This is a genomic window from Kribbella caucasensis, from assembly GCF_004361855.1.
Classification (GTDB): domain Bacteria; phylum Actinomycetota; class Actinomycetes; order Propionibacteriales; family Kribbellaceae; genus Kribbella; species Kribbella caucasensis.
In genome coordinates, this window is sequence record NZ_SNWQ01000028.1 from 36,600 (window position 1) to 55,661 (window position 19,062).

Genomic DNA, 19,062 nt, shown 5'->3' on the forward strand with positions numbered 1-19,062 from the left:
AGCACACTAATAGGGCCGCACTATCAACTGCCCGGCCGGATGAGGTAATGCTTAGGACATGACACATGCGGAGCTCTGGGAGCGTCACAAGGCCGTCCTGCCGGCGTGGTTGAGCCTGTACTACGAGGAGCCGATCGAGATCGTCAGCGGATCCGGCCGCCGGGTCACCGATGGCGAGGGCAACGAGTACCTGGACTTCTTCGCCGGCATCCTGACCAACGCGATCGGGTACGACATCGCCGAGATCTCCGACGCGGTCCGCGAACAACTGGCCAGCGGTGTCGCGCACACCTCGACGGTGTACCTGATCCGCAAGCAGATCGAGCTGGCCGAGAAGATCGCGGAGCTGTCCGGCATCCCGGACGCCAAGGTGTTCTTTGCCAACTCCGGCACCGAGGCGAACGAGACGGCCCTGCTGCTCGCCACCCAGAACCGCCGCTCCAACCAGGTGCTGGCGATGCGCAACTCCTACCACGGCCGCGCGTTCGGCACCGTGGCGATCACCGGCAACCGCGGCTGGTCCGCGAGCAGCCTCTCGCCGGTCAACGTGCAGTACGTGCAGGGCGCGTACCGCTACCGGAGTCCGTTCAAGGATCTGCCCGACGCGGAGTACATCAAGGTCTGCACCGACGACCTGCGCAACGTCATCGAGACCACCACGGCCGGCGATGTCGCCTGCCTGATCCTGGAGCCGATCCAGGGCGTCGGTGGGTTCTCCTCACCGCCCGACGGCCTGTACGCCGCCTTCAAGGACGTGCTGGACGAGTTCGGGATCCTGCTCATCTCCGACGAGGTGCAGACCGGTTGGGGCCGGACCGGTGAACACTTCTGGGGGATCCAGGCGCACGGCATCATCCCGGACGCGATGACGTTCGCCAAGGGACTCGGCAACGGGTTCGCGATCGGCGGCGTGGTCGCGAAGGCGGGCCTGATGGACAGCCTGAGCGCCAACTCGCTGTCCACCTTCGGCGGCAACCCGATCTCCACCAGCGCGGCGAAGGCGACCATCGACTACCTGCTCGACCACGACCTGCAGGCGAACGCGGCCAAGCGCGGCGCCCAGCTGGCCGACGGGTTGCGCGGGATCTCCGAGGAGTTCCCCGAGCTCGGCGACGTCCGCGGCAAGGGCCTGATGCTGGCCGCCGAGATCGTCCAGCCGGACGACAACGGCCCCGACCCGAAGACCACCGCCAAACTCCAGCAGGAGACCAAGAACCGCGGCCTCCTGCTCGGCAAGGGCGGCCTCTACGGCAACGTCCTCCGGATGGCCCCACCGATGACCCTGACCGAGGACGAGACCGCCGAGGCCCTGGAGATCATCCGAGACTCCTTCAACACGCTCCGCTAGACGCCGGTACGCCGGTACGCCGGGTAGGCCGGGTACGCCGGTACGCCGGTACGCCGGGTAGGCCGGTACGCCGGGTAGGCCGGTACGCCGGTACGCCGGGGCCGCGGCGTACCGGCGTACCGGAGGTCAGGTGCAGGTTTTACACGGGAACCAGCCGAGTTCTTCGCGGAACTCGTTCTCCCAGAGGTCGCCGGCCTTGTAGGTGACCTTGGCCCAGACGTAGTTGCCGCGGCGGTCGTTCGGTTTCGGCATCCGGGGGACGTCGACGGTGATCCAGCGCTCGCCGACGCCGGGGATCCGGCCGCCGGTGCCGTACGCCCACCACTCGCCGTTGACGTAGACGTCGATCCGCCAGGAGTCGGCCTGGGCTTCGCAGTGGGCGAGGATGCTGACCTTGCCGCTGCGGTTGCCCGTGCTGGAGCTCCAGCTCGCGTCGGCGTCCCAGCAGAAATCCTGGGCCGGCCGGGCCTGGGCCGCTGTGGTGCCGGTGGTGAGCAGGAGCACGGAGGCAGTCAGGGTACAGAGGATGCGTTTCATCGCCGTCCTCCTCAGGCCGGAGAGCTGAGCGGGAAGCAGTCGCGCAGCCGCTGGGAGTCGAGGGGATCCGTGTCCGGCCCGTAGATCGTGGCCGAGGCGTCGACGCAGGCGGACTCCCGCGCGCTCGGCGGGGTCGACGGGATCGTGATCACGCGGTGGTAGGAGGAATCGGTCGTGGGGTCGGCGTCGAAGTAGTAGCTCTTGTGGGTCCTCCGGTTGTACACGGAGAGGATGTACTCCTTGGTGTACTTCCAGTTGCAGGTCATGTCGACGGTGACGGCCCACCAGCCGCCGGTCTGGTCGTGATCGAACTTCCAGGTGGCCACAGGTACCGCGCATTTCTTCGGCGGCACGGCAGTGGCCGTCATCGGCGCGGTGGTTGCCGTCAGCACCAGTCCGCCGGCCAACAGGGCCGCGGCGATCCGGGACGATCTCATGGATGCACCTCTCACTCGACAGATCACGGAGCGCAAGCGTACAGACACAGATCGTAGTCATTGCCGAGGGCAAACGAAAGGGCCCCGAGCAAGATGCTCGGGGCCACTTCCGGTGTCCGGTGGGTCAGGCGGTTCCGCCGCTGCGCGGGTCCGCGGCGGCTGCGGCGATGGCGACGGCGGCCTGGTCGATCTGGTCCGGGGGCAGCGGAGGAGCGGCCGTGTGGCCCCGGCGGCGGGTCCGGGCTTCGACTCTCTGCGCGATCACACCGACGAAGTAGTTGACGATGACGAAGATCGCGCCGACGACGATCAGGGCCGGCAGCAGGTTCACCTTGAAGTTGCCGATCTGCTCCGCCTTCCGGAGCAGTTCCTCGTAGGTGATGATGTAGCCGAGCGCGGTGTCCTTCAGGACGACGACCAACTGGCCGACGATCGCGGGCAGCATCGCGGTGATGGCCTGCGGCAACAACACCAGCCGCATCGTCTTGCCGGTGGTGAGACCGATCGCCATCGCCGCCTCGCTCTGCCCCTTCGGCAGCGAGTGCACACCCGAGCGCACCAGTTCGGCCACGACCGAGCCGTTGTACAGGGTCAGGCCGGTGACGACGGCGGCCAGGGCCAGCCGGTCCGGCGGGAACAGGTCGTAGTTGGCGTACAGCGCGTAGGTGAACAGCATCATCAGCAGCACCGGTACGGAGCGGAAGAACTCCACGACCACACCGCAGGGCAGCCGGATCCAGGGCTGCGCGGAGAGCCGGCCGACGCCGAGCAGGGTCCCGATGGTGAGCGCCAGCACCATCGCGATCGCGGCCGCGGTCAGGGTGCCGATCAGGCCGGGGATCAGGTACTCGGTCCAGATCTCGCCGGTCAGGAACGGCTTCCACTTGGCCGCCGTCAGCTGGCCCTTCTCGTCCAGCTTGCCGATCACGAACCACAGGGCCAGCGCCACCGCGACGATACTGGCCACGCCGACCAGTCGGTACGTCCGCTTGGCCCGCGGGCCGGGGGCGTCGAACAGAACGCTGCTCATCGCTTCACCGCCAGGCGCTTGGACATCGAGGTGAACAGGATGCCGACCGGCAGGGTGAGGATGACGAAGCCGATGGCGAAGATGCCGAACACCACGAAGATCACGTCCGGCCGGTTCTCCATCATCACCTTCATCACCGCCGACGCCTCGGTCACACCGATGACGGAGGCAACGGTCGAGTTCTTGGTCAGCGCGATCAGCACGTTGCCGAGCGGCGCGATGGCGCCCCGGAACGCCTGCGGCAGCACGACGTACCGCAGTGTCTTCAGGAACGGCAGGCCGATCGCGCGGGCGGCTTCGGCCTGGCCGAGCGGCACGGTGTTCACGCCGCTGCGGATCGCCTCGGCGACGAACGCCGCGTGGTACACCGACAGGCCGAGCACGGCCAGCCGGAAGTTGTTGTCAGTGATGAAGGTGTTGGAGTCCTTGTTCGCCAGGGAGACACCGAGCTGCAGGAACAGGCCGAGGTTGCAGAACACGATCACCAGCGTGAGCGGGGTGTTCCGGACGATGTTCACGTACAGGGTGCCGATCACCTGCAGCACCCGGATCGGTGACACCCGCATCACCGCGACGACGGTGCCGATCAGCAGCGCGAACAGCGCCGAGACGACGGTCAGGTAGATCGTCGTCTTGAAGGCTCCGAGACCGTCGTACTCGGAGAAGAACTCGGAGATCACGTCCATGTTTCTCCTGCAGGGGAACGACCGGGGTGGTGGGGCGGGGAAGGTATCGAGGAGGTGGAGACCCAAGCGCGTGGGGAGGGACCGGCCCCGGTCCCTCCCCACGGAGGCTGTCAGGTCAGGCGCACGCGTCGAACGACTTCGGCGGGTTGGTCGCAGCGTCGAGCTTCAGGCCGGACGGGCCGACGTTCTTGTCGACCGCCTTCTGCCACTCGCCGGAGTCGACCATCTTCTTCAGCGCGTCGTTGACCTTCGTGCAGGTCTCGGTGTCGCCCTTCTTCAGGCCGACGCCGTAGCGCTCCTCGGAGAAGGTCTCGCCGACCACCTTGAACTTGCCCTGGTTGGCCGCCTGGGAGGCGAAACCGGCCAGGATCGTGTTGTCCGTGGTGACCGCGTCGATCGCGCCGGCGCCGAGCGCCTCGACGCACTTGGAGTAGGTGTCGTACTCCTGCAGCTGCACGGTCTTGGCGAACTTGTCCTTGACCTTCTGGGCCGACGTCGAGCCGGTCACCGAGCACAGCTTCTTGCCGTTCAGGGCGTCCGGGCCGGTGATGTCGGTGTTGTCGGCGCGGACCAGCAGGTCCTGGCCGGCCACCAGGTACGGACCGGCGAAGGAGACCTTCTCCTTGCGGGCGTCGGTGATCGAGTAGGTCGCGAAGATCATCTTGACCTGGTCGTTGCCGAGCAGCGTCTCGCGCTGGGCCGACGGCGACTCCTTGAACTCGATGTTGCCCTCTTCGTAGCCCATCTCCTTGGCGACGTACTTCGCGACGTCGACGTCCAGGCCGGTGTAGTTCGAGCCTTCCTTCAGGCCGAGGCCGGGCTGGTCGTACTTGATCCCGATGGTGATCTTGTCGCCACTGCCGCCGGAACCGCCGGCGCCGTCGTCGCCACAGGCGGTCAGGCCGGTCGCGGCCAGGACCGTGATGCCGAGGGCAGCGATGATTCGCTGTCGCATTTTCTTTCCTCCAGATTCGGTACTGCGCTGGGAACCGCGGGGGCGGTCAGTGGGTGAGGATCTTCGAGAGGAAGTCTTGAGCCCGCTTGGTCTGCGGATCGGTGAAGAACTTCTGCGGCTCGGCCTCTTCGACGATCTGGCCGTCGGCCATGAAAACGACCCGGTTGGCCGCCCGGCGGGCGAAGCCCATCTCGTGCGTGACCACGACCATCGTCATGCTCTGGCTTGCGAGGTCGACCATGACGTCGAGGACCTCCTTGATCATCTCCGGGTCCAGCGCCGAGGTGGGCTCGTCGAACAGCATCACCTTCGGGTCCATCGCCAGCGCGCGGGCGATCGCCACCCGCTGCTGCTGGCCACCGGACAGCTGGGCCGGGTACTTCTCGGCCTGTGCGGTGACCCCGACCCGCTCGAGCAGGGCCCGGGCCTTCTTCTCCGCCTCGGCCTTCGACAGACCACGCACCTTCATCGGACCGAGGGTGACGTTCTGCAGGATGGTCTTGTGGGCGAAGAGGTTGAAGGACTGGAACACCATGCCGACGTCGGCGCGAAGGTTCGCCAGCCGCTTGCCCTCGCTGGGCAGCGGCTGACCGTCCAGGGTGATGGATCCCGAGTCGATCGGTTCCAGCCGGTTGATCGCCCGGCAAAGCGTCGACTTGCCGGACCCGGACGGGCCGATCACCACGACGACCTCACCGCGGCCGATGGACAGGTTGATGTCCTTCAGAACGTGCAGGTCGCCAAAGTGCTTCTGGACGTCCTGCAGGGCGACAAGACCGGTTGTCGTCACGGTGTCGACGGAATCGCTCATGGCGTGAACCTAGCGGAGGGTGGGGTTGGGCCGCACGGAATCCGTGGTTCCACGGTGGTAACAATCTGCAATACAACGAGCAGGCTGTGACCGCATCGTCACAGCCTGCGCGCTACTGGTTGTTACTGTCCGGGAGGACGTGTTCCGCAGCAGCCACCCGCAGGAATTGCGGCCGTGCCCGGGGGGTCCTTGACGGCCGCCTCAACGTCCGCGAGCATGCGCGATCGCGCCTGCGGGGAGATCACCCGGCCGCGCGTGACGACCGAATGGATCCGCCGGGTGTTGCGGATGTCGGTCAGCGGGTCCGCGTCGAGGACCACCAGGTCGGCGATCGTCCGGGGCGTCACCGAGCCCAGGTCGTCGCCGAGACCGAGGAACCTGGCCGGCTCCACCGTAGCGGCGTACAGGGCCTGTCTCGGGGTGGCACCGGCGCCGACGAGCAGTTCGAGTTCCTGGTGCAGGGAGAAGCCGGGCACCGAGTACGGCGTACCGGTGTCAGTGCCGGCGAGAACGGGGACGCCGTGCGCGAACAGTTCGCCGACGAACCGCTGCCGGTAGGCCCACATGTCGCGCTGGCGGGCGATCTCCTCGGCGGTCCGGTTCGGCTTGTAGAGCTGTTCCACCGCGTAGTCGAAGCCCCAGAGTGCGTCGGCACTGAGGTATTTCTTCAGCGCCGGGTCGAGAGCGGCGTAGTCCGGCATGTCGAGCACGCTGTGCATCGTCAAGGTCGGGGTGACCCGGGTCCGGTTGCGCCGCAGCGTGCCGAAGACCTCCGCCGCGCGGGACTGGCTGAAGCTGTTCGCCGCGATCCACTCGATCGGGTGCAGCTGGCGGAACCAGGAGTTGTAGCCGCCCGGCTGCACCGAGATCGCCTGCAGCATTCGCCGTACCTCGTGCTCGCGGCTCGACACGGACAGGGCAACCGCGTGGATGTGCTCGATGCTGCGCTGTCCGGCGGCGCTCGCTTGCTCGATGGTGACCTGGTCCGGCCCGTGTCCGTGCACGGTCAGCCCCTGCCGCCGCGCCTCGTCCAGGATCGCCCGGTACGCCGTGGGATTGAGGCGCGAGTACACCTTGATGAAGTCGGCGCCATAGCCCTTGGCTTCCCGTACGGCGGATCGGGCGGCGGCCTCGTCCTTCACGACGTGTACGTCGATCACACTCGTGTCCCACAGGGTCGGGTCGCCGTCGATGATCTTGGAGCCGACGATCATCCGCGGTCCGAGCAGAGTGCCCGCGTCGATCCGGTCGCGCCAGCCGTAGACGGTGTCGTTGCCGGACATCTCGCGCACGGTGGTGAGGCCGTTGGCCAGGTAGAGCGGAGGCGATATCCGGTCGTCGCCGACGCTGTGGACGTGCATGTCGGCGAGACCGGGGATGACGTATTTACCGGTCAGGTCGATCGCGGTGGCGTCATGGGGGACGGGCAGGTTGCGGCCGACGGCGATGATGCGGTCGCCGCTGATCAGTACGGTCTGGTGGCGGGCGCGGTGACCGGTGGCGACGTCGATCACGGTGACGTCGGTGAGCGCGATCCGGGTGGTCCCGACGGCCGCGAGCGGCCGGACCAGGGCGGATGCCGAGGACGTGAGGGAGCCACCGGCAACGACTGCTGCGCCGGCGACCGTGGTACGGGCCAGGAACTGACGGCGAGAACTGTTCATGCCCTCCACTATTCTGCTCTCGAGCCGCTGGGTCAGGGGTAGCACCTGCCCTATCCCAGGTAGGGAAAAGTCCACCACGAGACGTACTCTTGGTGGCTGTCATGCGTACTTATGAGGTCCGCACCTACGGGTGCCAGATGAACGTCCACGACTCCGAGCGCCTGCGCGGGCTGCTGGAGGACGCTGGCTATGTCCGCGCGCCCGAGGGAGACCAGGCCGACGTGGTCGTCTTCAACACCTGCGCGGTTCGCGAGAACGCCGACAACAAGCTGTACGGCAACCTCGGTCACCTGGCCCCGGTGAAGGCGAAGCGGCCGGGGATGCAGATCGCCGTCGGCGGCTGCCTGGCGCAGAAGGACAAGGCGACCATCACCAAGAAGGCGCCCTGGGTGGACGTCGTCTTCGGCACCCACAACATCGGCTCGCTGCCGGTGCTGCTGGAGCGCGCCCGGGTGCGGGAGGAGTCGCAGGTCGAGATCCTGGAGTCGCTCCAGGTCTTCCCGTCCACGTTGCCGACCCGCCGCGAGTCGCCGTACTCCGCCTGGGTGTCGGTCAGCGTCGGCTGCAACAACACCTGCACGTTCTGCATCGTCCCGGCGCTGCGCGGGCAGGAGAAGGACCGCCGTCCCGGTGACGTCCTCGCCGAAGTGGAGGCGCTGGTCGCCGAGGGTGTCCTCGAGGTGACCCTGCTCGGCCAGAACGTGAACTCGTACGGCGTGGAGTTCGGCGACCGGTACGCCTTCGGCAAGTTGCTCCGCGCCTGCGGGGGGATCGACGGGCTCGAGCGGGTCCGGTTCACCTCCCCACATCCGCGCGACTTCACCGCGGACGTGATCGAGGCGATGGCCGAGACGCCGAACGTGATGCCGTCGCTGCACATGCCGCTGCAGTCAGGTTCGGACCAGGTGCTGAAGGCGATGCGCCGGTCGTACCGCCGGGATCGGTACCTTCGCATCATCTCCGACGTTCGCGCGGCGATGCCGGATGCGGCGATCACGACCGACATCATCGTCGGCTTCCCGGGTGAGACCGAGGAGGACTTCCAGGGCACGCTCGACGTGGTCCGGCAGGCGCGGTTCGCCGGGGCGTTCACCTTTCAGTACTCGAAGCGGCCGGGGACGCCGGCTGAGTCGATGGAGGACCAGGTCCCGCGAGACGTCGTCCAGGATCGGTACGAGCGGTTGGTCGCGCTGCAGGACGACATGGCCTGGGCGGAGAACAAGCTGGTCGTCGGGCGGTCGGTCGAGGTGCTCGTGGCCGAGGGGGAGGGGCGCAAGGACGCCGCGACTCATCGGCTTTCGGGGCGTGCTCGGGACAACCGGCTCGTGCATTTCGCTCTGCCGGAAGGCGTGGAGGCGCCGCGGCCGGGCGATCTGGCGACGGTTGAGGTCACGTACGCGGCGCCGCACCACCTGGTTGCGGATGTGTTCGGGTCTGTACGGCGTACTCGGGCCGGCGACGCTTGGGAGGCGGCGCAGGGCGCACCGTCATCGGCCGCGCCCGGCGTGATGCTGGGGATGCCGACCATCGGCGCGAAGCCCGTGGAACCTGCCGTCGGCGGCTGCCAGATCGGCTGATTCTTGCTGCCGCCCGAGCCGATTGGGTCCGAGCCGTTCGCTTCGGAGCTGTTCGCGTCCGGGGCGATTGCGTCGGAGCCGTTCGCGTTCGGGCGGGATGCGGATGTGTATGCCCTCGGCGAGGATCGGGTGCTGCGGCGGTACCGGAACGGTCATCCGGTGCGCGACGAAGCGCAGTACATGCGGCACGTCGCGCAGCATGGGTACCCGGTGCCGGCGGTCTATCAGGTCGACGGGCCGGACATGATCCTCGAACGGCTCAATGGACCGACGCTGGCGGATGCCGCCCGGGCTGGTGACGTCGGCCCCGTCGAGGTCGGCGAACTGCACGCGGACTTGCACCGGCGGCTGCACGCCATCCCGGCGCCCAGCGGTACGGACGGTTCGGTCGTCGTGCACGGCGACCTCCACCCGGAGAACGTGATCCTGACCGCCGACGGCCCCCGGGTGATCGACTGGTGCAACGCGGAGGAGGGGCCGCCCGAGTTCGACGTCGCGATGACCGCGATCATCTTCGCCCAGGTAGCCCTCGATCCCGCCTTCGCAGCCCTCTCCGGCCTGCTGCGCAAGGCACTTTCGACCTACCTGGCCAACTCCATCGACCCATCGCCGGGTTTGTCCGCGGCACTCGCGGTCCGCGGCCGCAATACAACCCTGACTGCGGAGGAGCTCGCCCTGTTACCCGCCCAGGAAGAGCTCATCCGCACCCACCTGCCGTTTACGCGTTGAGGAATTGGTTTGTGGACAAGGGCCGGTCGACGATTCGGAGTTCGCCGATGTGGCCGGCGAAGGCTTGTTCGATCACGTTGTCGTAGTGGTTGGCGCCCAGCAGCCAGGGGTGGTTGGCGGTGGCAAGGCCGTTGGAGCGGGTGCTGGGGTTGCGAAGGAGCGGGGACGAGTCGACGTACAGGGTGCTGTGGCGGCCGTCGTTGACCACTGCCAGGTGGAACCACCGTCCGGCGACCTGTTCGTGGCCCCAGTTGGTGAAGGTGTCGTTCTGGTCGAGCGGGTAGACGGCCCACTGGACCTGGCGACCGCCGGAGTAGCCGAGGTTGACGACCGGCTCGGCGGGGTCGCTGCCGGTCTTGCCCGCGTCGGCGCCGGTACCCATTCGGCTGAGCAGGCCCATCCAGGCGTGATCCGCGCCGTCGTCGGCGAGCTTGACGAAGGCCTCGATGGTGTAGCCGTTGGTGAACGTCATCCGGTTGAGGGGCGCGGAGTCCGCCGTACGGAGGTAGCCGCCGCGGGCCGGATTCTTGCCGCCGGCAAAGAACCAGCTGGCGTGGCCGGGCTGGTCCGGGTGGAACTCGGCAGCGGTGCGCAGGCTGGCGGCGGGGCTGCCCGGAAGCAAGGCGGTGGTCAGGTGGTTGCCGCGGCCGGAGTGGTCGGTGAGCTGCTGCGAGACCGGTCCGTCGAAACGCCAGTACGCCACGGTTCCCGGGATCACCAGCTGCGAAGCCGGTCGGGCCGGGCGGACGGGTACCGGGTCGAAGGCAGCGAAGCGCTCGGCGAAATCGATCGGGACGCTGAAGCGGTTGGCGTCGCCGGTGAGTTCGAGTTCGACCTCGGCCAACTCGGTCCGGCGGGACGCCTTCTGGCTGAGGATCCAGGGGGAGATGGTCTCGACGTCGATCACGTTGCGGGCCAGGTCGAAGTGGTACAGCCGGATCATCCCGCTGCCGCCGTAGTACCGGTCCTGGTAGTTGGTGAGGTGCAGGTGTACGTCGCGGCCGGCCGCGTTCTTGCGGGTCACCCGGCCGGGCGGCCAGAAGTGGCCGTTCAGGGTGAGGAAGATCTGGTCGCTGCCGTTGACCAGTTGCTCCCAGACCCGGGTCCCGTGGCCGCTGAAGTGTGCAGCCGGGGCGCCGGGGTTGTAGTCCACCAGGTCGTGGATGGTCAGGATGACCGGCAGCTTCGGGTGCTCGGCGATCACCTTGCGGGCCCAGGCGAATCCGGCGTCCGACGGGCGCCAGTCCATCGCCAGCAGCAACCACTGCCGCCCGGCCGCGCGGAACACGTGGTACGAGTTGTACCCGTCCGGCGTCGACCCGCCGTACGTGCTCATCCGGCGGAACCGGTCCGGGCCGAAGGTGCGCAGGTACGCCGAGTCGCCGCGCTGGTCGTCCTTCGAGCCGTCGATGTCGTGGTTGCCGGCCAGCACGCTGTACGGCATCCGGGCCTGGTCTAGAAGCTGGAAGACCGGATCGGCCTGGGCGAACTCGGACGCCTGCGCGTTCTCCACGACATCGCCGAGGTGCGCGGTGAAGACGATGTTCTCCGCGGCGCGCTGGTCGATCAGGTACTTGAAGCTCGCGGTCAGCGGCGCGGCGTCACCACGATCCAGGTCGAACAGGTACTGCGTGTCCGGGACGACGGCAAGCGTGAACCGCGGGCTCTCCGGGTCGGGCTTCGCGTTGCTGGATTCGGTGGCGCCGGGGACCGTCGTACCTTCCGTGGCACTGGCTGCGGCCGTGCCCGGGATCAGGGCGGCGCCGGCGCCGAGGGCTCCCGCCTGCAGGATCCGCCGCCGGCTGGTCCCGTCGTACTGCTGCTCCATCGAAGGCCTCCACGAGTTCCCATGCGTTCACTGACAACGCAGGCACTGTAGAGCCGGCCAAACCGCCCGAGCATGAACAGCACAAAAACGCCCCAAAAACCATGCCCCATCAGCCAGCGCCACCAGCCCCCAGAACCGCGTGGCGATCAGTGGAGCCCGCCCCGCCGTCCAGAACCGGGCGGCGATCAGTGGTATTGGCGCAACCGTCTAGAAGCAGCGTGGCGATCGTGCGGAGGTGGTGCAGCCGTCCGGCCCCGCGCGGCGATCGGCGGAGGTGGGCAGCCGGCTAGAAGCCCTGCGCGATCACCGCGGGAATGCTGCCGTCGCGGACGCCGGCCAGGACGCGGGCCTCGTGCGGTACGACGGGATCGGGCAGCTTGTCGAGCGAGAACCAGTCGAGCCCGGCCGCCTTGGTGGGCTCCAGCAAGGTGGGTTCGCCGGTCCAGCGGGAAGCGGTGAAGAAGAAGTCGACACGTTCGTCGATGGGGTCGCCGTTGCCGCCGGTGCGGTGCATCGCCGTGAGCGGGACCAGGTCCGCCGGATCGATCTCAACGCCGACCTCCTCGCGCGTCTCCCGAAGCGCCGCCTCGAGCACCGACTCGCCCTGCTCGACATGACCGGCCGGCACCGCCCAGTACCCGTCCATGTAGCCGGTGTTGGCCCGAAGCAACAACAACACCTCGTCCCCACGCCGAAGCACCACATACGCCGCAGGCACCACCCGAAACCGATCCATGCCGACACCTTAGAACCCACCCCCGACAACACCCCGCCCGTCCCGCCGCCCGTGCCGTCGCCGCCCCACGATCGTCTCGTCCCCGCCCACGTTGTCCCGGCGACGACCCCCGGCCCGGCGCCGCGCGGCTCGCATTCAGAGGCTGACCTTTGAGCTGCATGGTTGCCCCACCAGATTCTGACCGGAACCATGCACCCGAGAGGTTGACCTCTCAAATGCGAGCCAGTGGCGGGGGATGCGGGTCGGCTGGGGTGGGGGGCGGGTCGACGGGGCGGGCAGACAGAAGGGCCGCAGGTGGTTTCCCTGCGGCCCTTCGTGGGATCGAGTCAGACGGCCTTGGGGCCGTTGTCGATGTCGTCGTCCTGGCCGTCGAGGCCGTCGAGCCGGTCCTTGGCGACGTCGACGCCCTGGTCGATCTTGTCGCCGTACTTGCCGCCGGTCTTCTCGTCAACGACGTCGCCGGCCTTGTCGAGTCCGTCGCCGACCTTGTCGCCGTGCGAGTCGACGACCTCGGTCGCCTTGTCCTTGAGGTCCTCGGCCTTGCCCTTGAACTTGTCGAAGATGCCCATCTCGGGGCTCCCATTCCTAGCGTAGTGAACTACTGACAGACAGTCAGCGGTGATCCTTCCACCAACCGGGGCCCAGGTGTGGGAGATTCTCTCAGTTTCCCCCGGTCGGTTCGGACTCGATGTCCCCGCCGGACTCGATGTCGCCACCGCTCTCGATGTCCCCGCCGGACTCGATATCGCCACCGCTCTCGATATCGCCACCGGACTCGATGTCGCCGCCGCTGTCGTCACCGTCGCCGCTGGACTCGATGTCCCCGCCGCTCGCCTTCAGTTCTGTGTCCCCGCCGCTGCGCTTGGCCGCGTCGAATCCGTCTTCCAGGTCCAGTGCTTCCTTGGCGGCGTCGGACTCTTCCTCGAACTGATTCGTCACTGCGGTTCCCTCCGAGTCGGTGCTGGCGATGTGTTGCGGCCCCCCGGATTCGCACCAGATCTTTGCGGTCCGGACCGTAACTTGGTTGCCAGTCGTTCCTATCCGACATCGGGGGTCACCACAAGGCCGGATCAGCCCTCTTGGCCCAGAGTTCACGCCCGTACGCCGCTCGCCGGCGTCCCTCAGTCCACGCCCGTACGCCGCCCGCGGGCGTCCCGGAGTCCGCGCCGGTACGCCGGCCACGGCCCGTCACTGTCACACTGGTCGGATGGCCGCACCACTCGTCGTCGCCGTCGTCGGACCGACCGCCGCCGGCAAGTCCGACCTGTCCGTTGCCATCTGCAAGCACCTCCACGGCGAGGTGGTGAACGCCGACGCGATGCAGGTCTACCGCGGCATGGACATCGGCACCGCGAAGATCACCCCGGCCGAGCAACTCGGAGTCCGGCACCACCTGCTCGACATCCTCGACGTGAGCCAGACCGCCACGGTCGCGGAGTTCCAGCAGCTGGCCCGGCAGGCGATCGACGACTGCCTGAACCGTCACGTGCTGCCCGTCCTCGCGGGTGGTTCGGCGCTCTACGTCCGAGCGATCCTCGACGATTTCTCCTTCCCCGGCACGGATCCTGCAGTACGAGAGCGGTTAGAGGCCGAGCTCGAGTCCGAAGGATCGGGCGCGTTGCATCGCCGCCTTGCCGACGTGGATCCGGCGGCCGCCGCGCAGATCCTGCCTAGCAACGGTCGCCGGATCGTCCGCGCGCTGGAGGTCATCGAGATCACCGGCAACCAGTACGTCGCGACTCTGCCCGAGCACCGGTACGTCTACGAGGGCGCCGTACAACTCGGACTCGACGTACCGCGGCCCGAGTTGGACGAACGGATCGGCCGCCGGGTGGACCGGATGTTCGAGCACGGCTTCGTCGACGAGGTCCGCGGCCTGCTCGACCAGGGCCTGTTGGAAGGCCGTACTGCGAACCGCGCGCTCGGGTACTCCCAGGTGATCGCGTTGTTGCGCGGGGAGATCTCGGAGCAGGAGGCACGCGAGCGGACCGCCCAGGCGACGCGACGGTTCGCCCGGAGGCAGGACTCCTGGTTCCGCAAGGACCCCCGGATCACCTGGTTGCGCTATGACGACCCCGACCTGCTGGCGAAGGCCGTGACCGTGGTCGAAGGCAACCGATCCGCGGCGCGCGACGTAGTCGGAGTGGAAGAAGGCCTGGGGGCTGTCGATGCGAGGGGGTGACCGTGAGGCCGAGTTCCGCGAGTACGTGCTCGCGGATCGCAGCAGACTGATGAGAACGGCGATGTTGCTCACCGCGGGGGATGTGCACACCGCCGAGGATCTGGTCCAGACCGCCTGCACACGGGTGTACGTGCACTGGCACCGGATCCGGCATGAAGGCGCCGGCCCGTATGCGCACCGCATCCTGGTCAACGCCTTCCTGGACGAGCGTCGCCGGGCCGGCCGCCACCCCGAGGTGGTGACCGCGGAGACGTTCGAGCCGCGGCTGTCCGACGAGGCGGATCCGGCGGACCTGCTGACGGTCCGGCGGGCGCTGCTCGACCTGGCGCCGCGGCAGCGCGCAGTACTCGTGCTGCGCTACTTCCAGGATCTCGACGTGGCCACCTGCGCGCGGATCCTGGACTGCACCGAAGGCACCGTGAAGAGCCAGACCGCGAAAGCGCTGAGACGACTGAAGGATCTGATGGGCGACGACACCGCCGGTGACAGAGCCCGGGACACAGCAACGGATCCGGCGACCGGGAGTAGTTGAGTGGACGAGGTGAAGAAGCTGCTGGAGCAGTTCGCCGACCATACGGTCGACGGCCTGCCGCCGGCGGACGTCGACGCGGACGTGGTCCGCGGGCGCCGCGCGTTGCGACGGATCAGGGCGCGCCGTGGGGTGGCTGGCGTGCTGTGCGCGGCCGCGGTGACCACGGCGGTGCTGATCGTGGGGAACCAGGCGGACTGGTGGGTCGGCGGCGAAGCGGAGGTCGCCACCGAGTCAGCCACGCCTAGCGTCCCCGGCGTACGTCCGAGTCCGACGGCCGCGGCGACACCTGCGCAGTCCGGCGAGACGATGTCGATGTACGACGCCGCGGTGGTCCAGCTGGTCACGAACAAGGAGACGTGGAATCCGATCTCCTGCACCCTCGTACCGCAGGGCTGGACCGCGACGCCCGGCGGCGAGCGCGTAGTACTGACTCCGCCGAGTGTGCGGACGTCGGATACCGCGGCCGGGCTGGAGTTGTTCGGAGCGGCCGAGGCGCAGCGGCTCACCGGGATCCGGGCGACAGAGGCCGACGGGAAGGTGTTCCATCTCGGCAGCCTGGACGGGCGCGCGGTCGGCCAGGTGAAGCTCGGCGATCGCTGGCTGGTGGTCCGGTTGCCGGTCGAGCACCAGGACTGGACCGACGAGCTGGTCCAGCGCTTCCTGAATTCCTGCACGCTCTCCTGACGCGCCAGAACTGGCGTTCACCTCGCTGACGGGGTAGGCAAGGGGCTGTCCCCTGTACGCCGACTCCGCGGAGGTCCCCGGTGAAACCGAAGAAGCTGGCCGCATCCCTGACCGCGGGCGCGCTCGTCCTGACCGCCCTCACCGCCGGCGGCGCGCAGGCCCAATCACAGACCCAGGTTCAGTCCCAGGTTGCCGACTCGCCGCAGCCCCCGCCGAAGGTCCCGACGGCCATTGGTTTCGGCGGCGCCGTGTCCTCGGTCGACCCCGACGCGACCAAGATCGGCCTGTCCGTACTGCGGCGCGGCGGCAACGCGGTCGACGCGGCCGTGGCGACCGCCGCAGCGCTCGGCGTGACCGAGCCGTACTCCGCGGGCATCGGCGGCGGTGGCTACTTCGTCTTCTACAACGCCAAGACCCGCAAGGTGCACACCCTCGACGGCCGCGAGACGGCCCCCGCCGACATGCCGACGGACGCGTTCATCGACCCGGCGACGGGCGCGCCGTACCGGTTCTTCCCCGAACTGGTCACCTCGGGTGTCTCGGTCGGTGTCCCGGGCACCCCGGCTACCTGGGACGAGGCGCTCGACCGTTGGGGCACGTTTTCGCTGGGGAAGGCGATCGCGCCTGCGGCGAAGCTGGCCGACCAGGGGTTCGTGGTCGACCAGACGTTCCGCACCCAGACCCTCGACAACAAGGACCGCTTCGCCGCGCTTGTGCCAACGGCCAAGCTGTTCCTGCCCAATGGCGACGCCCCGCTGGTCGGCACGGTATTCCGCAACCCGGAGTTGGCGAAGACCTACGACCTGCTCGGCAAGAAGGGTGTCGACGCGTTTTACGGCGGCCCGCTGGCAGCGGAGATGGCCGCGACGGTCCAGAACCCGCCGAAGACTCCGGGAACCACCTTGCCGGTGATGCCGGGCCACCTCACCACGGCCGACCTCGCGGCGTACGACGTGGTGGATCGGATGCCGACCAAGGTGACTTACCGCGGGCTGGACGTGTACGGGATGGCGCCGTCGTCGTCGGGCGGCACGACCGTGGGTGAGGCGCTGAACATCCTCGGCACCACTGACCTGGCGGCGAAGTCACCCGCCCAGGCGCTGCACTACTACTTCGAGTCGTCTGCACTGTCATTCGCCGACCGCGGCCGCTTCGTCGGTGATCCAGCATTCACCCCCGTGCCGACGAATGAGCTGCTTTCCAAGGGATTCGCGGCCGAGCGGGCCTGCAACATCGACCCGGCCGCCGCTCTGACCAAACCGGTTGCACCTGGTGTTCCGGATGGGGACTACAGCCCCTGCGCGGCCGGCGTGGCCGTCGGTGAGCGGCCCGATACCGAGGGGCTGTCCACGACCCACCTGACCACGGCCGACCGGTGGGGCAATGTGGTCGCATACACGCTGACGATCGAGCAGACCGGCGGCAGCGGCATCACCGTGCCTGGTCGTGGTTTCATCCTGAACAACGAGCTGACCGACTTCACCACGGTGTTCAACGCGACCGACCCGAACCGGATCGAGCCGGGCAAGCGGCCGCGGTCCTCGATGTCGCCGACGATCGTGCTGCGCAACGGCAAGCCGTTCGTCGCACTCGGCTCGCCCGGTGGCTCGACCATCATCACCACAGTTCTGCAGACCCTGACGAACCGCGTGGACCGGGGGATGACGCTGCCCGAGGCCGTCGCCGCACCGCGAGCCTCGCAACGCAACACGGTGAGCGTGACTGCCGAACCGGGCTTCCTTTCGACGGCAGTGGTGCCTGAACTGCAGGCACTCGGACACACCTTCGTGCAGTCGGGTGCCCCGGGCACCTCAGCCGCCGACATCGGCGCCGTCGCCGCCCTGGAGTTCCTCCCCGGCGGAGCCGTCCTAGCCGCCGCCGAACCCACCCGCCGAGGCGGCGGCTCCGCCGGCACAGTCTTCCAACTCTGGCCCCGCTGACCCCCCACCCGCCGCGCCCCAACCCGGGGCGCGGCGGCGTCGCCCGCCAACCGCCCGCTGCTGCGGCCCGCCTCCGCATGTCCCAACCTCGCGCCCCGTGCCCGGTGGGGGTATGCCGCTGCCCGCGCCGCCGCAGCGCCGCCAACCGCCGCGTGGACGGGTGTTAGAGGGTGGTGATGATGGCGGCCGTGAGAGCTGCGCGATGGGGGAGGCTGGCGGCTACTACTTGTTCGTGGCGGGCGTGGGCGCCTTTGCCGAGTGGGCCGAGGCCATCGAGGGTGGGGACGCCGAGCCAGCCGGTCAGGTTGGTGTCGGCGGCTCCGGCCGCGACCGCCCCGCCGATCTCCTGACCCAATGACCGACTGGCTGCCGCGACCGCCGCGAGTAGCTCGGCGCCCGCCGCGGACGGCTGCCAGGCCGGGCGGTTCGACAGTACGGAAATCTGCAACTTCGCCTTGGCTCGCAGAGGCTGCAGCTGGGTGACGGCGTCGAGGACGGCGCGCTCGGTGTCCGGATCGACGAAACGGAAACCGAGTTCGGCCGCCGCGAACCCTGGTACGACGTTCGTCCGCCCGCCGCCGGTGATCGTCCCCACATTGCACAACACGTCGTCGTACTGCGTGACCAGGGAGCGAACTGCGATCAGCTGGTCGACCAGCTCATCGATCGCGGAGGCACCGCTGCCGGGGTCGAGGGCAGCGTGCGCCTCCCGCCCGGTGGCCTCGATCCGCACTCGGCTGCTACCCCGGCGGGCGGTCTTCAGGTCGCCGTTCGGGTGCGGCGACTCGAAGCCGAGGGCTGCGACCACGCCGGCCGATTCTGCGCTGACGAGATCGCGCGCGGACGGAGAACCGACCTCCTCGTCTGCCGTGACGACGACCCGCACCGGCCGATGATCGAGGCTCAGCTCACCGACCAGTGCGAGCGCGGTCTCCAGGACGACCAGCCCGCCCTTCATGTCGAAGACGCCGGGCCCGCGGAGTACACCGTCCTGCTCGCGCCAGGGCATCGGGCCGTCGAGCTGCCCGATCGGCCAGACGGTGTCGTGATGGCCGAGGAACAGCACCGGTGGTTCATCAGCACGCGGTCCCCGGCCCGGGAAGTTCGCGACCACGTGATCACCTGTTGCCGCCGGCTCCCGTCGTGCGGTTCCGCCGAGCTCGGCGTACCGGGTCAGGAGGCGATCGGCGAACCCATTCAGCGCCTCGGCGTCACCCGTCGGCGTCTCGTGCTCGACATACTCGCGCAGCTGGGCGACCATCCACCCCGCCCGCCGAGCGGCTGCCTCCTGCAATCCGGCCCTCATGGATAGAAAACGTATCATCAATCGCCGCCGACCGGTAATGCGCTCGGTATCGCTTGCTGAACAGAGTTTGACCCCGCGCC

The 19,062-nt window shown here is 68.4% G+C and carries 19 protein-coding genes; 7 read left to right on the forward strand and 12 right to left on the reverse strand.

All coding sequences use genetic code 11. The features are described 5' to 3' along the window. Window positions 1-58: 58 nt before the first annotated feature. Window positions 59-1,348 (forward strand): aspartate aminotransferase family protein, encoded by a 1,290-nt coding sequence (locus EV643_RS37470; RefSeq protein WP_133804967.1) that lies wholly within the window; start codon window positions 59-61, stop codon window positions 1,346-1,348. A 126-nt stretch (window positions 1,349-1,474) separates the two neighbouring features. Here EV643_RS37470 and EV643_RS37475 read toward each other — a convergent pair whose 3' ends face one another. The 7 genes from EV643_RS37475 to EV643_RS37505 all read right to left on the reverse strand — a co-directional run bounded on the left by EV643_RS37475 (window position 1,475) and on the right by EV643_RS37505 (window position 7,468). Beyond that, entirely contained in the window at window positions 1,475-1,885 is a 411-nt protein-coding gene (locus EV643_RS37475; RefSeq protein WP_133804968.1) for a hypothetical protein, read from the reverse strand. An 11-nt stretch (window positions 1,886-1,896) separates the two neighbouring features. Beyond that, a complete protein-coding gene (locus EV643_RS37480) occupies window positions 1,897-2,322 on the reverse strand; it encodes a hypothetical protein (RefSeq protein ID WP_133804969.1) in 426 nt (141 codons plus the stop codon). A gap of 124 nt (window positions 2,323-2,446) precedes the next feature. Next, window positions 2,447-3,352, reverse strand: coding sequence for an amino acid ABC transporter permease (locus EV643_RS37485; RefSeq protein WP_133804970.1), 906 nt, complete (start codon window positions 3,350-3,352; stop codon window positions 2,447-2,449). Further along, entirely contained in the window at window positions 3,349-4,038 is a 690-nt protein-coding gene (locus EV643_RS37490) for an amino acid ABC transporter permease (RefSeq protein ID WP_133804971.1), read from the reverse strand. The genes EV643_RS37485 and EV643_RS37490 overlap by 4 nt, the downstream gene beginning before the upstream one ends. A 115-nt stretch (window positions 4,039-4,153) precedes the next feature. Next, window positions 4,154-4,993: a glutamate ABC transporter substrate-binding protein gene (locus EV643_RS37495; protein ID WP_133804972.1), complete on the reverse strand. Its 840-nt coding sequence runs from the start codon at window positions 4,991-4,993 to the stop codon at window positions 4,154-4,156. Window positions 4,994-5,039: 46 nt separating this feature from the next. Then, entirely contained in the window at window positions 5,040-5,804 is a 765-nt protein-coding gene (locus EV643_RS37500; RefSeq protein WP_133804973.1) for an amino acid ABC transporter ATP-binding protein, read from the reverse strand. Window positions 5,805-5,926: 122 nt separating this feature from the next. Beyond that, window positions 5,927-7,468 (reverse strand): amidohydrolase family protein, encoded by a 1,542-nt coding sequence (locus tag EV643_RS37505; RefSeq protein WP_133804974.1) that lies wholly within the window; start codon window positions 7,466-7,468, stop codon window positions 5,927-5,929. A 101-nt stretch (window positions 7,469-7,569) separates the two neighbouring features. Here EV643_RS37505 and miaB point away from each other — a divergent pair, with 101 nt between their 5' ends. Further along, window positions 7,570-9,045 carry a tRNA (N6-isopentenyl adenosine(37)-C2)-methylthiotransferase MiaB gene (miaB, locus tag EV643_RS37510; RefSeq protein WP_133804975.1) on the forward strand — a complete coding sequence of 492 codons (1,476 nt, stop codon included), beginning with the start codon at window positions 7,570-7,572 and terminating at the stop codon, window positions 9,043-9,045. Window positions 9,046-9,048: 3 nt separating this feature from the next. Continuing rightward, on the forward strand, window positions 9,049-9,774 hold the full coding sequence (locus EV643_RS37515; RefSeq protein ID WP_238166077.1) for a phosphotransferase: 726 nt from the start codon (window positions 9,049-9,051) through the stop codon (window positions 9,772-9,774). On the opposite strand, the gene EV643_RS37520 is transcribed toward EV643_RS37515, so the two are convergent. The 4 genes from EV643_RS37520 to EV643_RS37535 all read right to left on the reverse strand — a co-directional run bounded on the left by EV643_RS37520 (window position 9,764) and on the right by EV643_RS37535 (window position 13,277). Beyond that, the gene (locus tag EV643_RS37520) at window positions 9,764-11,602 is read right to left on the reverse strand and encodes a LamG-like jellyroll fold domain-containing protein (protein WP_133804976.1); all 1,839 of its coding nucleotides are present in this window, start codon (window positions 11,600-11,602) and stop codon (window positions 9,764-9,766) included. The two genes, EV643_RS37515 and EV643_RS37520, sit on opposite strands and share 11 nt — an antisense overlap. Before the next feature lie 286 nt (window positions 11,603-11,888). Next, a complete protein-coding gene (locus EV643_RS37525) occupies window positions 11,889-12,338 on the reverse strand; it encodes an NUDIX hydrolase (protein ID WP_133804977.1) in 450 nt (149 codons plus the stop codon). Window positions 12,339-12,664: 326 nt separating this feature from the next. Then, window positions 12,665-12,907 carry an antitoxin gene (locus tag EV643_RS37530; RefSeq protein WP_133804978.1) on the reverse strand — a complete coding sequence of 81 codons (243 nt, stop codon included), beginning with the start codon at window positions 12,905-12,907 and terminating at the stop codon, window positions 12,665-12,667. 91 nt (window positions 12,908-12,998) lie between these two features. Next, window positions 12,999-13,277 carry a hypothetical protein gene (locus EV643_RS37535; protein ID WP_133804979.1) on the reverse strand — a complete coding sequence of 93 codons (279 nt, stop codon included), beginning with the start codon at window positions 13,275-13,277 and terminating at the stop codon, window positions 12,999-13,001. A 268-nt stretch (window positions 13,278-13,545) separates the two neighbouring features. On the opposite strand from EV643_RS37535, the gene miaA reads away from it, so the two are divergent. The 4 genes from miaA to ggt all read left to right on the forward strand — a co-directional run bounded on the left by miaA (window position 13,546) and on the right by ggt (window position 17,676). Further along, the gene (gene miaA, locus EV643_RS37540; protein ID WP_133804980.1) at window positions 13,546-14,520 is read left to right on the forward strand and encodes a tRNA (adenosine(37)-N6)-dimethylallyltransferase MiaA; all 975 of its coding nucleotides are present in this window, start codon (window positions 13,546-13,548) and stop codon (window positions 14,518-14,520) included. After that, a complete protein-coding gene (locus tag EV643_RS37545; protein ID WP_133804981.1) occupies window positions 14,507-15,052 on the forward strand; it encodes a SigE family RNA polymerase sigma factor in 546 nt (181 codons plus the stop codon). Before miaA ends, EV643_RS37545 begins: the two co-directional genes overlap by 14 nt. After that, window positions 15,053-15,736 (forward strand): hypothetical protein, encoded by a 684-nt coding sequence (locus EV643_RS37550; RefSeq protein WP_133804982.1) that lies wholly within the window; start codon window positions 15,053-15,055, stop codon window positions 15,734-15,736. 80 nt (window positions 15,737-15,816) lie between these two features. Continuing rightward, a complete protein-coding gene (gene ggt, locus EV643_RS37555; protein WP_133804983.1) occupies window positions 15,817-17,676 on the forward strand; it encodes a gamma-glutamyltransferase in 1,860 nt (619 codons plus the stop codon). Window positions 17,677-17,839: 163 nt separating this feature from the next. On the opposite strand, the gene EV643_RS37560 is transcribed toward ggt, so the two are convergent. Next, window positions 17,840-18,982 carry a M20/M25/M40 family metallo-hydrolase gene (locus tag EV643_RS37560; RefSeq protein ID WP_202869927.1) on the reverse strand — a complete coding sequence of 381 codons (1,143 nt, stop codon included), beginning with the start codon at window positions 18,980-18,982 and terminating at the stop codon, window positions 17,840-17,842. Between the last annotated feature and the right edge of the window lie 80 nt (window positions 18,983-19,062).

Coding starts and splice junctions, on each gene's coding strand:
- EV643_RS37495 (WP_133804972.1), bottom strand. CDS start 4,993: ATGCGACAGCGAATCATCGCTGCCCTCGGCATCACGGTCCTGGCCGCG.
- EV643_RS37470 (WP_133804967.1), top strand. CDS start 59: ATGACACATGCGGAGCTCTGGGAGCGTCACAAGGCCGTCCTGCCGGCG.
- EV643_RS37560 (WP_202869927.1), bottom strand. CDS start 18,982: ATGAGGGCCGGATTGCAGGAGGCAGCCGCTCGGCGGGCGGGGTGGATG.
- EV643_RS37485 (WP_133804970.1), bottom strand. CDS start 3,352: ATGAGCAGCGTTCTGTTCGACGCCCCCGGCCCGCGGGCCAAGCGGACG.
- EV643_RS37545 (WP_133804981.1), top strand. CDS start 14,507: ATGCGAGGGGGTGACCGTGAGGCCGAGTTCCGCGAGTACGTGCTCGCG.
- EV643_RS37500 (WP_133804973.1), bottom strand. CDS start 5,804: ATGAGCGATTCCGTCGACACCGTGACGACAACCGGTCTTGTCGCCCTG.
- EV643_RS37480 (WP_133804969.1), bottom strand. CDS start 2,322: ATGAGATCGTCCCGGATCGCCGCGGCCCTGTTGGCCGGCGGACTGGTG.
- EV643_RS37490 (WP_133804971.1), bottom strand. CDS start 4,038: ATGGACGTGATCTCCGAGTTCTTCTCCGAGTACGACGGTCTCGGAGCC.
- miaA (WP_133804980.1), top strand. CDS start 13,546: ATGGCCGCACCACTCGTCGTCGCCGTCGTCGGACCGACCGCCGCCGGC.
- EV643_RS37530 (WP_133804978.1), bottom strand. CDS start 12,907: ATGGGCATCTTCGACAAGTTCAAGGGCAAGGCCGAGGACCTCAAGGAC.
- EV643_RS37520 (WP_133804976.1), bottom strand. CDS start 11,602: ATGGAGCAGCAGTACGACGGGACCAGCCGGCGGCGGATCCTGCAGGCG.
- miaB (WP_133804975.1), top strand. CDS start 7,570: ATGCGTACTTATGAGGTCCGCACCTACGGGTGCCAGATGAACGTCCAC.
- EV643_RS37525 (WP_133804977.1), bottom strand. CDS start 12,338: ATGGATCGGTTTCGGGTGGTGCCTGCGGCGTATGTGGTGCTTCGGCGT.
- EV643_RS37505 (WP_133804974.1), bottom strand. CDS start 7,468: ATGAACAGTTCTCGCCGTCAGTTCCTGGCCCGTACCACGGTCGCCGGC.
- EV643_RS37475 (WP_133804968.1), bottom strand. CDS start 1,885: ATGAAACGCATCCTCTGTACCCTGACTGCCTCCGTGCTCCTGCTCACC.